The 14,946-nt window shown below is 59.0% G+C and carries 12 protein-coding genes; 8 read left to right on the forward strand and 4 right to left on the reverse strand.

Annotated elements, in window-relative coordinates; translation table 11 throughout:
• Positions 1-48 precede the first annotated feature (48 nt).
• The gene (locus tag AC3Y2E_RS22950) at positions 49-2,058 is read right to left on the reverse strand and encodes a beta-galactosidase (RefSeq protein ID WP_379214497.1); all 2,010 of its coding nucleotides are present in this window, start codon (positions 2,056-2,058) and stop codon (positions 49-51) included.
• A 304-nt stretch (positions 2,059-2,362) separates the two neighbouring features.
• On the opposite strand from AC3Y2E_RS22950, the gene AC3Y2E_RS22955 reads away from it, so the two are divergent.
• Together AC3Y2E_RS22955 and AC3Y2E_RS22960 are read left to right on the forward strand one after the other, a co-directional pair.
• Positions 2,363-3,238 carry an AraC family transcriptional regulator gene (locus AC3Y2E_RS22955; RefSeq protein WP_379214499.1) on the forward strand — a complete coding sequence of 292 codons (876 nt, stop codon included), beginning with the start codon at positions 2,363-2,365 and terminating at the stop codon, positions 3,236-3,238.
• A 179-nt stretch (positions 3,239-3,417) separates the two neighbouring features.
• On the forward strand, positions 3,418-4,968 hold the full coding sequence (locus AC3Y2E_RS22960) for an FAD-dependent oxidoreductase (protein WP_379214501.1): 1,551 nt from the start codon (positions 3,418-3,420) through the stop codon (positions 4,966-4,968).
• Between the two features lie 26 nt (positions 4,969-4,994).
• On the opposite strand, the gene AC3Y2E_RS22965 is transcribed toward AC3Y2E_RS22960, so the two are convergent.
• Positions 4,995-5,708, reverse strand: a complete 714-nt coding sequence (locus tag AC3Y2E_RS22965; RefSeq protein ID WP_379214503.1) for a helix-turn-helix domain-containing protein — start codon at positions 5,706-5,708, stop codon at positions 4,995-4,997.
• 98 nt (positions 5,709-5,806) lie between these two features.
• Between AC3Y2E_RS22965 and AC3Y2E_RS22970 the strand changes: the two genes are divergently transcribed.
• Complete coding sequence (locus AC3Y2E_RS22970; protein ID WP_379214505.1) at positions 5,807-7,084, forward strand: ABC transporter substrate-binding protein; 1,278 nt, start codon at positions 5,807-5,809, stop codon at positions 7,082-7,084.
• 564 nt (positions 7,085-7,648) lie between these two features.
• Here AC3Y2E_RS22970 and AC3Y2E_RS22975 read toward each other — a convergent pair.
• Complete coding sequence (locus AC3Y2E_RS22975) at positions 7,649-7,828, reverse strand: hypothetical protein (protein WP_379214507.1); 180 nt, start codon at positions 7,826-7,828, stop codon at positions 7,649-7,651.
• A gap of 172 nt (positions 7,829-8,000) precedes the next feature.
• Between AC3Y2E_RS22975 and AC3Y2E_RS22980 the strand changes: the two genes are divergently transcribed.
• Positions 8,001-8,840: an SDR family oxidoreductase gene (locus AC3Y2E_RS22980; RefSeq protein WP_379214509.1), complete on the forward strand. Its 840-nt coding sequence runs from the start codon at positions 8,001-8,003 to the stop codon at positions 8,838-8,840.
• Positions 8,841-8,970: 130 nt separating this feature from the next.
• Here AC3Y2E_RS22980 and alr read toward each other — a convergent pair whose 3' ends face one another.
• Complete coding sequence (alr, locus tag AC3Y2E_RS22985) at positions 8,971-10,137, reverse strand: alanine racemase (RefSeq protein WP_379214511.1); 1,167 nt, start codon at positions 10,135-10,137, stop codon at positions 8,971-8,973.
• A gap of 278 nt (positions 10,138-10,415) precedes the next feature.
• Here alr and AC3Y2E_RS22990 point away from each other — a divergent pair, with 278 nt between their 5' ends.
• The 4 genes from AC3Y2E_RS22990 to AC3Y2E_RS23005 all read left to right on the forward strand — a co-directional run bounded on the left by AC3Y2E_RS22990 (position 10,416) and on the right by AC3Y2E_RS23005 (position 14,783).
• On the forward strand, positions 10,416-10,850 hold the full coding sequence (locus AC3Y2E_RS22990; RefSeq protein WP_379214514.1) for an NfeD family protein: 435 nt from the start codon (positions 10,416-10,418) through the stop codon (positions 10,848-10,850).
• On the forward strand, positions 10,851-11,786 hold the full coding sequence (locus AC3Y2E_RS22995) for an SPFH domain-containing protein (protein ID WP_379214517.1): 936 nt from the start codon (positions 10,851-10,853) through the stop codon (positions 11,784-11,786).
• Between the two features lie 253 nt (positions 11,787-12,039).
• A complete protein-coding gene (locus tag AC3Y2E_RS23000; RefSeq protein ID WP_379214519.1) occupies positions 12,040-13,908 on the forward strand; it encodes an MHYT domain-containing protein in 1,869 nt (622 codons plus the stop codon).
• Positions 13,909-13,958: 50 nt separating this feature from the next.
• On the forward strand, positions 13,959-14,783 hold the full coding sequence (locus AC3Y2E_RS23005) for an AraC family transcriptional regulator (RefSeq protein ID WP_379214521.1): 825 nt from the start codon (positions 13,959-13,961) through the stop codon (positions 14,781-14,783).
• The last annotated feature ends 163 nt before the right edge of the window (positions 14,784-14,946 follow it).

Here is a 14,946-nt window from a genome sequence, read left to right on the forward strand (position 1 = left end):
TCCCTTCTCCTTTTTCTGCTTCTGGCGCAGTCCAATGCTTGTTATCTTTTAGTGTGCCGGGGCGCTTCCGTCCGCTTCCAGCTCAACCACGACCATCTGGTGGCAATCCAGCTTGGGGACGGTGTACGAGATCACGCCATCCTGTTCGGTATAGGGCACGTTCTCCATCTGCGGAGCCAAGTATACGTTCTTCACCGGGCGTCCCGTACGCAGCGAGCAGGAGATGTTGTACAATGGCACGATATCTTCGATAATCTCGATTTTCTCTCCGCGCCTCACCGGCGATGCGTACAGCAGATGGTGCACGAGACGGCCGTGCCCGTCCTGCCGCTGCACAGTCGTTACGCCTTGGGCAGGGAGCGTAGTCGTCAACGTCGCTTTACCGCCAAGCAGACGGCTTAACGCGGCCGATACGGTGTCGCGCAAAAACAGGCTGCCCTTCGCCGCATAGTCCTCGAATACGTCCCAGGCGATATAGATGCCGGCCGATCCTTCCGTCATGCCGGGTCCGCCGCTTTGCTTGCCGTTCGGCGTATGCTGGTGCGAGCAGAAGGCGAAAGCGTCGCGGTTGAAATACGGATGGTGGCGCTCTCCCAGCACGGTGCCCCCGCCTGCCGCCGCGATCTGCTGGCCTTCGCTGTACATGACGTAAGCAGTGCCTTCGGGTGCGGCCGATCCGCCCGGAAGCGCCAGCTGCGGCACCCAGTAGTCGGGACGGTACGGGGCCGTGCCGATCCAGCTGGCGCCGAGATCGATCGCGAAGCCGCTGCCGTCTTCGCGCAAGCCCGAACGACCGGTAGCAAGCACGCGTCCGCCCTGGTTCAAGTAATCGAGCAATTTCGCTTCCAGCAGAGCATTAAGCCGAATCCGGTCCGGAAGGATGAGGACGGGGTAAACGTTCCAGTCCGACTCGGGATCAACGACGTCGAACAGCCAGTTTCCTTCGAGCAGCATCCGTACTGCGCCTTGGTCGGCCTTCGGGCACCGGCCCTCGCCTTCCGCTTTGCAGTCGGCCGCCTCGGTCGTCAGCAGCGCGATGTCCGCCACGTTGGAGACGGCTTCGCACCAGGCTTCCTTCGCCTCCACTTCCCGGTAGGCGGCTCCGATCAGCCGGTACGTCGCTTCATCCATGAGACCGTCCGGATGGAGCTGGTCGCCGATCGAGCAGCGCGCGCCGTTCGCCAGGCTGAGCGCGGTCTCGTAGCGAAGCGCATTCGGATGTTTGTAGCCGCCGAATTCGCCCCAGGTCGTATGGAACTTCCCGGTCATCCCGAGATAAGGCATCCCGAGTCCTTGCACGTAACGGGCCGACAGCGGGAAGTGGTCGTATCCCCATCCGCCCGTCGGCAGCGATTCCAGCTCCAGGTGCGTATTGCGCTTCGCCAGATCGCGTCTGCCTTGCGGGATATGCCCGCCGTTGTGGAACACCGGCATTCCGGGTTTATGCTTTTGCGCCGCCTCATTGGTCCGTTCCGTATAACGGGCGTACGTTTCTTCCCAGATCGGCATCATATCCGGCTTCACCCTGGGATCGACGCCCCGCTCGCGGGCCGTGCGGATACAGGAGTGGCAGTAACATTCCTTAACGCCGACGATGTCGAGGAAGATGCCGTCCGCGTCATAGTTCCGGACCACTTCTTCGATCTGCTCGACCAGCACATCGAGGTACGGACTGTTCATGCACAGCGTATGGTAGCCCGGCGACAGAAAGTCGGGCGCCCAGTTGGTCTGCTCGTTGCGTCTGCGGGACAGCCATTCCGGCCGCTCGCGAGCCGTCTTCTCGTCGAGCCCTGCCGATAAATAAACGGGAGTTTTTACCCCGATCTCATGGGCGGCTTCGATCTGCGCGCCGAGCAAGTCGAACGACAGCTGCGGGTGCATCCGGTTCGCCTTGGATGGATGATAGGCCCAGCCGTGATGACATTTGGAGAACACGGTGATCGAATCGACATGGCCGAGCATCAGCATGTCCTGGAACTGCTGTTTCGAGAAGCGGGCGCCGATGCCGGCAATCGCTTCGGACGTATGGAAATCGAGATGCACCTGACGAAATCTCATGTGGACAACCCTCCTGGGCGTAATCGGAGTTAGGATCGTTCTGTTGTGCGTCTAAGGTGAAAACAGCCTGCCGGACGGCCCCGTATGAACGCGATACCTGTCCGAACGGCCGCCGGATGCGATCGTATCCCTGCTGGTACCAGTGTACCTCCGATCCGGGGCGTGAAACAGGGACGCAGCCGACCAAAACTAGCACAATTTCGACTTCCGCAGCTGGTCCGGATCGGGTACGATAGAGCTATCGGCTGTGGACGGACGAACGATTGCCCGCAGTCTAAAGTTCCGGATAAGGAGAGTCGGACATATGGAGTGTCTGGAATGGAGCGTGTCGCCGCTGCCCCAGCTCGTGACCGTGGGACATGCGGTATGGCAGCCCGGGATGCGGCATTTCTCGCGGCAATTCGGACTTTACGACGTGTTGTTTGTGAAAACCGGCTGCTTGTATATGGCGGAGGAAGGGACGGAATATGCGATTGGCGCGGGGCAGATGCTGATGCTGGAGCCGGGGCGCACGCATGTCGGGTACCGGGAATGCGAGGAGGATACGGAGCTGTTCTGGCTTCATATTCAGCATGAATCTGCACAAAACCGCTTGCCCGCCTCCGACATCCCCTGGTCGCTCGTGCTGCGCAAAGGAACGGATCTCGACCCGGCTCCTCCGAGCCGGCCGATCTATATGCCCAAGTATGGGGCGCTGGAGATGGAGGAAGTATGGGCGATCTTATCCGAGATGGACCGGCTGCACAACCGGCTGAATGTGGATACCGTGCTGCAGCTTCAACTGCACTATGTCCGTCTGCTGGCCAAGCTGCAGGAGCTGATCCGCTCCTCCGGCTCGGAGAGCCGTTCCGGCAAGCTTGCTGCAGCGGTGGCGGCTTTCCTGAGACGGTACGAGGACGTTCCTTACGAGGCTTCGCAGCTGGCGCGCGAGTTTCACTACAACCCGGATTACATCACGCGTTGTTTGAAGCGCCACACCGGGATGAGCCCGCTCGAATATTTACGACATATCCGGATCGGCAAAGCTTGCAGGCTGCTGGAGCAGCGGGCGGAGCTGACCGTGAAGCAGATCGCCGAAGCGGTCTGCATGCCCGATCCGAACTATTTTTGCCGGATGTTCCGCAAAGAGACCGGGATGTCGCCGGCTGCGTATCGGAAAAAGCGGTTGGGCTACAGCTGACCCTTTATTCGTGCCCCATATGGTAAAAATGCCTAAACAGCCGTCGGGTCTCCCGGCGGTTTTTGAAGTTGGAAAAGTGCATAGGACGATTTGAAAAATGCATGGGTTGCCGCCGGGAGCGGATGTATAGTGGGGAGGAGCTTGACGATAGCGGCTAGAGAGGGGGCTGCACGGAAACGATGGCAGCGGATTTTAGCAAACTGTACTATTACAAGCCGGATCGCGGAGAGGCGATGCCCGAGACGGTAACCGCCGATTTGTGCGTGTACGGAGCGACGCCCGCAGGGATAGCGGCAGCGGTGCAGGCTTCGCGAATGGGGCTTACAGCCGTCATCGCCGAGGCGGGTGACCGATTGGGCGGAGTGACCGCCAGCGGACTGGGCAAGACGGATTTCGGCATCAAGCGGACGATCGGCGGGCTCGCCCGGCAATTTTACCGGGAAATCGGCCGGAAGTATGGCGGCGAGGAGGAAGACGGAGCGGCTTTTCTGCTGGAGCCTAGCGCCGCCGAAGAGATTTTCGGGCGATGGGTGGACGAGGCCGGGGTGCGCGTCATGTACCGGCAGCATCTGCAGCAGGTCATGAAGGTGGCGGAACGGATAACGGGGCTTCGCATGGAGAACGGCAGCGTCATCCGCGCGGCCATGTTCATCGATGCCACATATGAAGGCGATCTGATGGCAAAAGCGGGCGTATCGTATACGATCGGCCGGGAAGCGAACGCCGTCTACAAGGAGACGTTAAACGGCATCCAGTTCGGCTCGCCGAACCACCGGTTTAACGCGTGGATCGATCCGTATGCCGTCCCGGGCAAGCCGGACAGCGGCCTGCTGCCGGGTGTGTCGGATGAAGCTCCGGGCGTTCAGGGGCAAGGGGATCGTTCCGTTCAGGCCTACAACTTCCGCATCTGCCTGACGAACGTACCGGACAACCGGCTTCCGTTCCCGGAGCCGCCAGGCTACGACCCGGACCGATTCGAGCTGCTCCGGCGTTATTTGCAGGCCGGCGTATGGGATGCGATGCAGCTCAATCTGATGCTGCAGAACGGCAAAACCGACCTGAACAACCGGGGAGCGGTGAGTACGGACCATATCGGCGCCAACCACGGATGGCCCGGCGGCGATTACGCGGCGAGGGAGATGATCTTTCAGGACCATGTCCGGTACAACATGGGAATGCTGTATTACTTAAGCCGCGACGAGCGGGTTCCAGCCACGATCCGCCAGGAAATGAGCCAGTGGGGGCTTCCGGCCGACGAATTCACCGGGACGGCGAACTGGCCGCATCAGCTCTATATCCGCGAAGGCCGACGGATGGTATCGGATCTCGTCATTACCGAGAATCATTGCCGCCATTATGTAAGCGAGCCGGACTCGATCGGGATCGCTTCCTACAAGATGGACTCGCACAACTGTCGCCGGATCGTGCTGGACGGCTGCTGCGTGAACGAAGGCAATGTCGAGACCCCGACCGCGGGTCCTTACCCGATCCCGTATCGGGCGATCGTACCCAGAGGCGACGAATGCACGAATCTGCTCGTTCCGGTGTGCTTGTCCGCCTCCCATATCGCTTACGGATCGCTGCGGCTGGAGCCGGTGTTCCTGATCCTCGGCCAGTCGGCCGCAGCGGCGGCGGTACTGGCGCTCGAGAAAGGAACAAGCGTACAAGAGGTCGAGTACGCGGCGCTTCGCGACCGGCTGATCGCAGACGGACAGCTGCTGCATCCGTAATGCGGGCATGAGTGGGCGGCGGAGATTCAGGGATAGCGCGGTGTGTGCCGCTTCCGGTATTCCGACGGATTCGTGCCGGTCTCCTTCGTGAAGATGCGGCTGAAGTAAAAACCGTTGTCGTAGCCGCACAGCTGGGCGATATGATCGATCGTGTAGTCGGATTGGCAAAGCAGTCTCTTCGCCTTCTCGATGCGGCACTCCGTTACGTAGCGGGAAGGCGTCACTCCGAAGCAACTGCGGAACCGGCGGGCGAAATGGACCGGATGCAGATGAAACCGGGAGGCGGCGTCGGCGATCGAGCTTTCCTTGTCCAAATGGAGCTCCAGCCATTCCTTCGCTTCCAGCATCAGCTTGTCCCGGATGCCGCTAATGCGGGACAGCCGGTTCGATTCGCGCTCGATCTGAAGCCACAGGTCGTTCACCAGATGGTTTTTCCACGCCCTCTCGGGCTCGCTTAACCGTCCTGCCGCTTCCTGGAGGCAGGAATAATTGCTCCGCAGCCGATCCGAATCGCCGATGGTCACCTTGTAGGCGAACAAGTCGTGCAGCCGGTCCTGCAATTCGAGATGCCGATTGGCGTTCGGCGCGGTCCAATTGCATTTGATATAATGAAACGTCAATGGTGTAAGCGTTTTCCGATGGAAATCGAGATAGGGCGGGCAAACGACAATGTCGCCGGTACCCGCTTCGCCGCGGGCGCCCTGAATCCGGTACTCGAACCGGCCGTGCTCGACGGCCATTAACGTCCAGGCGGGGTTGGCGGCGCAGCGGGCAAGATGATCCTAAGCGGTGGAGAATGCCGCTGGGCCTGCGATGATGATGACAAGGGGGAACGAAAATGAAGACTTGGTATCGAACATGGGGAGTGGCCGTGATGGCCGCCGCTTTGACGCTGTCCGCCTGCGGTCGAACGGACAACAAGCCGGAGCAGCCTGCGGCGAAGCAAGAACCGGTCACGCTAAATTTTTTCTATAACGGGTTCTCGGAAAGCTTGACCAACCAGTTGAAGGCCAAAATCGAGCAAAAATATCCCCATATCACGATTCATATGATTCTTCACGGCACCGGGACAACGATCGACGACACGATCGCCGCTGGCACAAAGCTTGATTTGGCAGCGTTTACAATGGGGCAGCTGTTTAAAGTGATGGAGCTGAAGCTCGTCTCCGATATGTCGGATCTGGTGAGCAAGCACAGCTTCGATCTGAACCGGCTCGCTCCGGGCGTACTGGATGCGGTGAAGGGGTATTCCGAGAAAGGCGAAATTCTCGTCATGCCGTACGAGCTGAACAACAGCGTACTTCTGTACAACAAGAGCATCTTCGACAAGTTCGGCGTCGCGTATCCGAAGGACGGCGTTACTTGGGACGAAGTGACCGAGATGATCCGCAAAACGTCGCGGACGGAGAACGGGGTGGCGTACAAAGGATTCAGCTACAGCGGCGCGAACCCTGTCTACAAAAACCAGTTCGGCCTGCCGTTCGTCGATCCGCAGACGAACAAATCGGCGCTGTCGCACGACGGCTGGCAAAAATGGCTGGGCGCGATGACCTCGTTTTATAAAATCCCGAACAACTCGCTCGAGGGGAACGCCGACAACGCGTTCTTCAAAAACAAAACGATGGCGATGCGCACCGGTCCGAACCCGCTCGATCTGCTGCCCGCCGCTATCGAATCGGGTCTCGATTGGGATGCGGCGACGATGCCGAAGTTTCCGGCTAACGAGAGCAGCGGCTCCCAGCTGAACGCGCCGTTTTATTTGATCCCGCCGGCGAGCCCGCACCGGGACGAAGCATTTCAAGTAATCGCCTACCTGATGTCCGACGAGATGCAGACGTGGAACGCCCGTCAGGGCCGGGTGCCGATCGTCAAGAGTGAAAGCGTCGTTCAGCAGTTCGGAGCCGATCTGCCGTTCTTACAAGGTAAAAACTATACGAACGCGGTATTTAAGGAAGTGATCGCCAAGCCGGTCCGCGTCACGAGATACGACGGTATTGTCCGAACCGAGCTGGCCGCGGCTTTGGCGGAAGTCGCCCAGAAAGGAACGGACGTCAACACCGCCTTGCGCAGCGCCGAAGAGCGGGCGAACAAACTAATCGCCGAGCAGATGAAGTAAGGGCGCTTAGGTCCGAAGCGATGGCAGGAGCAGCAGGCCCAAGGCATCGCGACGGGGAAGGAGGTAACTGGACACCGGGAATGCCGTTGTTGGCGGGGCGGCATTCCCGTTTTTTGGATGGCGAAAAACTAACGGGGTGAGCTTTTAGCGTGACTGAGCTGTTCTGGCCGTTACGAATGGCGCCCGGCAGCCGGAGAACGTTGCTCATGGGAGGAGCCACTGTCCGGCCGGGCTGCCCCGCTCACGGGGAGGAGTTTGTCCGGCTGAGCTGGTGCATGCCCCGGTCACGAGGGGGAGAGAGCCGATTAAGAGCGGTTTGGACCTCTTATTTTGTTGGAAACCCGCTTGAAATTGAAAATAGGAGCTTTTTGCAGCTCTTATAATCAGCGAAAACGTCTGCTGACCAGCAGGTGAGTTGAAAAAAGGGGTGCAAACCGCCTCTATTTGCTTCAATCATCCACATATGACGAAAATAGGGGATGCAAAAGACCCTTATTCTTTTTAAAAACTAACTTTGAACCAGTACGTATCGTTTTCAGCCAAACTGAACTTTCCTGCTGCTAATCAACCCGCCCCCGAGCCGAATCCGGACCCGAACCCGAACCCGAACCCGAACCCGAACCCGAACCCGAACCCGAACCCGAACCCGAACCCGAACCCGAACCCGAACCCGAACCCGAACCCGAACCCGAACCCTGAACCCCGAACCCCGAATCCGACCCGAACCCGAATCCGAACCCCCAACCCCCAACCTCCAACCCCAACCCCAACCCCGAACCCGATCTCTCAACCTCTACCCTACCGCTAGCGCAGAGTCATAGATGACCCAAAAGGCTTCAGACGAACAAGCAGGAATGATGCCTGAAGGAGGCGAATGATGTGGGAGGGAGTTTGTTCGGATAAGGGGGAACCATCGATGGGAAAAGTGGCGTTCATTACAGGCACGTCGAGCGGATTCGGCTTGCTGACGGCCGTCGTTCTCGCCGGGAAAGGGTACAAGGTTGTCGCTACGATGCGGGATTTGTCCAAGCAGGAGGCGTTGCTGCACGAAGCCGCCCGCGCCGGCGTAGACGCGGATGCGTTAATTGAGACGGTGCGTCTCGACGTGACCGACTCCGAGGAGGCGGCGCGCGTCGTCGCCGATGCGATAACCCGCTACGGGGCTATCGATGTTCTGGTCAATAACGCCGGCTTCGCTCTCGGCGGGTTCGTCGAGGAGGTGCCGCTGGAAGACTGGCGGCAGCAGATGGAGACGAACTTCTTCGGGCTGATCGCCGTGACGAAGGCGGTCCTGCCCTCGATGCGCGAGCGCGGGAGCGGCACGATCGTTAATATCGGCAGCGTCAGCGGCCGGATCGCATTTCCGGGATACGCCCCGTACGCCGCTTCCAAATTCGCCGTCGAAGGGTTCAGCGAGAGTCTGCGGCACGAGATGGCTCCGTTCGGCGTACGGGTCGTGCTTGTCGAGCCCGGCGCCTACCGGACGGCAATATGGGGGAAAGGGATCGCCGCCATCCGGACGAGCGAGGCTTCGCCGTATGCCGGTCCGATGAAGGCGATGATGAGCTACTCGCAGCGGGCGGCGGAGACGGCTCCCGACCCGCGCGAAGTCGCCGAACTGGTCGGCCGGATCGCGAATGCCAGATCGCCCCGCCTGCGCTATGCGCTCGGCAGAGGCTCCGCGCTGTTGCTGGCGGCGAAGGCGCTGCTGCCGTGGAGCTGGCTCGAAGGCGCAATACGCCGCGCACTGCGCTGATCGAGCCCAGCGCCACGCACCCAGCCAAGGAGCCGGACAACCCGCCGCCCGGCTCCGTCCTCGCACGCGAAATGCCCGCATTCCGGCGTATACGCTTGTTATCGGCGAGCTAAGCATCGCGCCGCCCGGCTCAAACTTGCCCGCATCCGGCATATACCCTCGGCACCCGCCGGCCCAGCATACATACGACCTCATAGTGGATCGTATCCAGCTTGTCGGCGACTTCGCCGATCGGGATGTACCGCTCCGGCACGCCTGGCGTTCCGCCGAACAGCACCACTTCGTCGCCGATGCCGGCGTCAGGCAGCGCGGAGACGTCGAGAATCGTCTGGTCCATGCAGACGCGGCCGACGATCGGGACCCGCACGCCGCCGACGAGCGCGCTGCCGTTGTTGGACAGCCGTCTGGACCAGCCGTCGGCATACCCGATCGGAATCGTCGCGACGGTCATCTCCCGGCCGGCCGTGAACGTCCGTCCGTATCCAACCGACTGTCCGGCGGGAAGGCGCCGCACGTCGGTTATTCTGGTCTTCAGCTGCATCGCCTGCCGCAGCGGATAGTCGTCCTCCGCTCCGGCCACCGGCGGCAGTCCGTATAAAGCGACGCCCACCCGGACCAAATCGAGATGCATATCCGGATAACGAACCGTTGCCGCGCTGTTGCAGCAATGTTTGACGGGAATGTCGATCCCGTGGCCGGACAAATGGCCGGTCCAGTCCAAAAACGTGCGGAACTGCCGCTCGGTGTAAGCCGGGTCCGGGTTGTCGGCGTCGGCGAAGTGGGTAAACACGCCCTCAAGCCGCACCCGGTCCGACGATAACGCCAGCCGCGCCAGCCGCAGGGCGTCCGTTTTGCTTGTTACGCCCAGCCTGGACATGCCGGTGTCCAGCTTCAGGTGTACAACTGCTGTTCCATTCGCCCTCTCTGCAGCGGATATAACCGCCCGGACGGATTCCTCCGTATACACGGTCAAAGCGATTCGATGCCGGACGGCGAGCGGAATAGCGGCAGGCGGCGTGCTTCCCAGCACCAGAATCGGGCAGTCGAGCCCCGCTTCCCTGAGCTCCAGCGCCTCTTCCAGTATGGCGACTCCTAGCGCTTCGGCGCCTGCGGAAAGCGCTGTTTTTGCCGTTTCCACCGCACCGTGTCCGTAGCCGTTCGCTTTCACGACGGCCATCAGCCGGCAGCTCTCGGCGATTCTGGTGCGGAACAGCTTCGTATTGCGGGCGACGGCGTCCAGCGACACTTCGGCCCACGTTTCCCTGTAGAAGAGGGGATTCAGTCCGGTTTCATTCATAACTAACGGCACTCCTGACTTTCCGACTTTCGGTCCTCGTTCCAGTATAGTTCGATTGGAGGGTCAGCGCATTATGGGTCGTCTACAAAAACAGGGGTGGTTATTTGTCAACATTCACAAACGGATGCATACGCCCTTGCTTCATTATACGTATCGGCCGGGTTCCGGCAACACCGGATCGGCTGCACGGCATAGAAACAAAGGGGACGCGTTGCGGCAAAAAAGAGGAAATAAGCGGCTCCGTACCGAATAAACTTAGGCAGAAAGGGGGCGGCTCCATGGGGATATGGGCGATCTGGCTAATCATAGCCGGTGTGCTGCTGATTGTGGAAATGCTGACACTTACTTTTTATTTATTATGGTTCGGTCTGGGCGCGTTGGCTGCCGCTGCAGTCGCCTGGCTGTTTCCGGAGTCGTTCGTCGCACAGGCGCTCACGGGCAGCGTGGTCGTTATCGTGCTTACGATCTTTACGAAGCCGCTCACCCGGCGGTTTCGCAAGTCGCGCGGATTCAAAGACGCGGTGGATGATCTGGTCGGCAAGCTGGGAATCGTCGTGGAGGATATCGCGGCGGATAAGCCGGGGATCGTCAAGATCGGCGGCGATACGTGGAGCGCTGTAGCGGATGAGTTTGTGGGCAAGGGGGAGACCGTTGTTATCGTGAATCGCGGCAGCGCGGTACTCGAAGTACGCAGATGGGGAGGCTCTGTATAAATGGGTGTGTTGGTTACTATTATTATTTTGGTCCTTGTGATCGTTATTGCGGCGTTATCGATCAAGATCGTACCTCAGCAAAGGGTCGGAGTCGTGGAGCGGCTGGGCAAATTCAACCGGCTGCTGACGCCGGGCGTCAATATTCTCGTTCCGATCATCGACCATGTACGCACATATCACGATCTGCGTATCCAGCAGGCGAACGTGCCGCCGCAGACGGTTATTACGAAGGATAACGTACAGGTGCAGATCGATACGATCATCTTCTATCAGGTGACCGGACCCGAACAGGCGACCTACGGCATCTCCGATTATGTGTACGGGGTGCGGAACATTAGTACGGCGACGATGCGGCAGATTATCGGGAAGATGGAGCTGGACGAGACGTTGTCCGGCCGGGAGAAAATCTCGTCCGACATTCGTATAGCTCTGGACGAAGCGACGGAAAAATGGGGTGTCCGCATCGAGCGGGTCGAAGTTATCGATATTCAGCCGCCCGTGGACATCCAGGAGGCGATGGATAAGCAGATGAAGGCCGAGCGCAGCAAGCGCGCGATCGTGCTGGAAGCGGAAGCGGCCAAGCAGGATATGATCTTGCGGGCGGAAGGCGACAAGCAGAGCAAGATTCTGAAAGCGGAAGGCGACAAGGAAGCGAGAATCCGGGAAGCAGAAGGGCTGCGGCAAGCTCAGGAGCTGGAGGCGCTCGGTCAGGCGAAAGCGATCCAGCACGTCGCAGAGGCCGAGAAGTCGCGGATCGAGATGCTGCGGGAAGCCGGTCTTGACGAGCATGTGCTCACCTACCGCTCGCTGGAGACGCTGACGGCCATCTCGAACGGCCCGGCGAACAAAGTATTTATTCCGACGAGGGCAGTCGAGACCTTGGGGACCATCGGCGCCATCGGCGAAATGCTGGGAGCGGTCAAGAAGGATAAATAACGACCTTGCACGCAAGCAAGAATAAAGGAATAACCGCTTCCGGTGGCAGCGGTTATTCGTCCGGGCACGAAGCGGTGCGTACGCGTTACCGATTGCTTCCCTGCCGCCTTCCTTCCCGATCGGAACTCCGGCTTGTACGTCCCGCCGGATCACAGAAGCGAAGGAGGTGACAGTTACCAACATTTACCCGCGCGGTATGAACAACCTGCTACGATCCGTACCAACCTGCGGTACAGCAAGAGAAAGGGGGAGTATGATGGAATATGCGCATGGTCACTATAATTACGCCCTTGTGGTCCTTTCGGTCGTTATCGCCGTCGCGGCGTCCTACGGCTCGCTTGACCTGACAGGTCGGGCGAGCAAGCTGCACGAACGCAGCAGGAAATACGCACTCATATCGGTTAGTGCGATTACGCTCGGGCTTGGGATCTGGTCGATGCACTTCGTCGGAATGCTGGCGCTCAAGCTGCCGCAGCCGGTTACGTATCATTTGATGTGGACGCTGTTTTCTTTACTGCTGGCCATCGGCTCATCCTTCCTCGCGATCCTGCTTGTCTGCCGCAGCGAGCTGAGTTTGTTGCGGTTTAGCATGGCCGGTTTGTGTATGGGCGGAGGGATTGCGACCATGCATTATGTCGGGATGGAGGCGATCCGCAGCGGCTGTACGATTCATTATGAGCTGCTGCCGTTCGTGATCTCGATCCTGATCGCGATTGTCGTTTCTTACTGGGCGCTTTATTTGACGTTCCGTCTCCAGAAAAAGGACGCTCCGCCTATCGGCGACAAGGCGAAAACCGGCGGCGCTCTTTTGCTAGGAGGCGCTATATCCGGCATGCATTACACAGGGATGAAGGCGAGCCATTTCATGAGCTATTCGCCGCCCTATCCGGAAGTTTCGCTGTCCGAGTCTTGGCATTTCCTGCAGACGCCGCTCAGCCCCGGTGTGTTGTCCGTGTGGATGGGCGTTACCGTTTTTTTTCTGGTCGTCGTCCTGATCGGCGGCGCTTTTATCGATCGCAGGCTGGCGCTGGAGTCGGCCAAGTCCAGCATTTTGCAGTTCGACGCGTTGTACAACAACAATCCGGATCTCGTCTGCACGTTTGATCTGGAAGGGAAATTTCTCCATACCAACCAGGCTGCAAAACGGTTGACCGGTTATACCCAGGAGGAGCTTCGCGGCCGCAGCTATCGTTCGCTCCTGCCTCCGGACCGGATTGTCGCCTCGAACCGGCTGTTCGAGATGGTGAAGCAGGGACAGGCGCAGCATTTCGAATCGGTGTTTCTTCATAAGCATGGACATCTGCTCGATCTGAGCGTTACCGGCATTCCGATGAAGCAGGGCGAGCGGGTAGTCGCCGTTATTGCGATTTTTAAAGATATTACGCAGCACAAGCAAAATGAAGAGCATTACCGCAAATCGGACAAGCTGGGCATGGCGGGACAATTAGCGGCAGGGGTCGCTCACGAGATCCGGAATCCGCTGACTACGATCAAAGGGTTCGTTCAGCTTTTGCGCGGTGGCGCGGTAAAGGAAGAGTTTTATGAGATTATGAGCTCCGAGATTATGCATATCGACCGGATCATTACCGAGTTTCTGCTGCTCGCGAATCATCAGCAATCCGAGTACGTCCGGACGAATCCTGCGGAACTGATGGGACAAGTGCTCACGCTCGTGCAAAGCCAGGCCAATATGAACAACGTCGCGATCGAAACGCAATTCGAGCCGGAGCTGCCGGAGCTGCTGGTCGACCGGAATAAGCTGAAGCAGGCGTTCGTCAATCTGGTGAAAAATGCGATCGAATCGATGACGATGAGCGGCCGGGGCACCGTTAAAGTGGAAATTAGGAGAAAGGGCGGGACGGACATGCTGTTCCGCATTACCGATGAAGGAATCGGGATTTCTTCGGAGATGAAGGCGAAGCTCGGGGAGCCGTTTTACAGTACGAAGGAGAAAGGAACCGGCCTCGGGCTTATGGTATGCTACAAAATCATTAACGAGCATCAGGGCCATATCGAATATTCCGATGCTCCGGTCCGCGGAACGATCGTCGAGGTGACGCTGCCGGTCCCGGGCGGCGCAGGCGGGGAATGTACTGGAATATCGGGCACCAACGACGTATAATTCGGCTATAGGCTTGAGAAGCGGCGTATTCCGGAGGAGGGGATGAGATTATGCGGATCCGATCATTTAATACGCACACGCTCCAGCGTAATCATACGGGCAAAAGCGGAGGCATCCACCCATACGGCGAATTGCTCTGCGTCCGCGCGGGACATGCCGTGCTGGAATGGATGGGGACCGAGTATACGGCCTCTTCGCCAAGCTTGTTCGTACTGGCGCCGGATACGCCGCACCGGATCATCCGGGTTTCCGAGCCGCTGCGGTTCTGGTACGTCGAGCTCGATATGGAGCCGAACGAGCCTTTCTTTTCGGTGGAGCAAGCCATGCAGTGGAATCGCTTTCAGGAAACCGCGGATTATTCGTCCTCCTCGCTTTGGCTGATCGGGCAGACGCTGGAGCATATCTCCTACTCGGCGGATTGCCTCAGGTCGGAGCCTTCGGCCTACGACGAAGAGCTGGTCCGGCTGGATTTGGAGAAAACGATGCGGCTGATCCGTAGACAGCTGCAGACGGCCGATACCGCTTCCGGTTATGCCGATACTTCGACGAAAGCCTTCGTCCAGAGGCTGATGCGGCATATGGAGACCAACTATTATGAACCGATCGATATCGATACGTTATCGAAAAGGGTTCATTTGAACCCGTCTTATGTCATCCGTTCGTTCAAAAGCATAGCCGGGGTTACGCCAATCCAATATGTGCACAAGCTCCGGCTGAATGCCGCGATCAGTTTGCTGTCGCATACGGATATGGCGGTTCACCGGATCGCGGAGGAGACGGGTTTTAACAGCGTTCATTATTTCTCGAGACTGTTTAAGCAAAAGCATGGAATCAGCCCCCAGCAATGGAGGGACGAGCGGCAGAGCAAACGATAGGAGCGGATGATTCGGCCTTGGCCGGATGATCCGCCTTTTGTGCGCTTGGCAGCGCAATCGACTAAGGAGTGAAAGTCTCCAGCACGCCGCGAGGTGGCGGAAGTGCATAGCTGACGCATAGTGCTCAGTCCGTGAGGATGGGTGCGGAGGTAGCGAAGGCAAA

The organism is Paenibacillus sp. MAH-35 (assembly GCF_058135425.1).

Coding starts and splice junctions, on each gene's coding strand:
- AC3Y2E_RS22950 (WP_379214497.1), bottom strand. CDS start 2,058: ATGAGATTTCGTCAGGTGCATCTCGATTTCCATACGTCCGAAGCGATT.
- AC3Y2E_RS22955 (WP_379214499.1), top strand. CDS start 2,363: ATGGAGTGTCTGGAATGGAGCGTGTCGCCGCTGCCCCAGCTCGTGACC.
- AC3Y2E_RS22960 (WP_379214501.1), top strand. CDS start 3,418: ATGGCAGCGGATTTTAGCAAACTGTACTATTACAAGCCGGATCGCGGA.
- AC3Y2E_RS22965 (WP_379214503.1), bottom strand. CDS start 5,708: ATGGCCGTCGAGCACGGCCGGTTCGAGTACCGGATTCAGGGCGCCCGC.
- AC3Y2E_RS22970 (WP_379214505.1), top strand. CDS start 5,807: ATGAAGACTTGGTATCGAACATGGGGAGTGGCCGTGATGGCCGCCGCT.
- AC3Y2E_RS22980 (WP_379214509.1), top strand. CDS start 8,001: ATGGGAAAAGTGGCGTTCATTACAGGCACGTCGAGCGGATTCGGCTTG.
- alr (WP_379214511.1), bottom strand. CDS start 10,137: ATGAATGAAACCGGACTGAATCCCCTCTTCTACAGGGAAACGTGGGCC.
- AC3Y2E_RS22990 (WP_379214514.1), top strand. CDS start 10,416: ATGGGGATATGGGCGATCTGGCTAATCATAGCCGGTGTGCTGCTGATT.
- AC3Y2E_RS22995 (WP_379214517.1), top strand. CDS start 10,851: ATGGGTGTGTTGGTTACTATTATTATTTTGGTCCTTGTGATCGTTATT.
- AC3Y2E_RS23000 (WP_379214519.1), top strand. CDS start 12,040: ATGATGGAATATGCGCATGGTCACTATAATTACGCCCTTGTGGTCCTT.
- AC3Y2E_RS23005 (WP_379214521.1), top strand. CDS start 13,959: ATGCGGATCCGATCATTTAATACGCACACGCTCCAGCGTAATCATACG.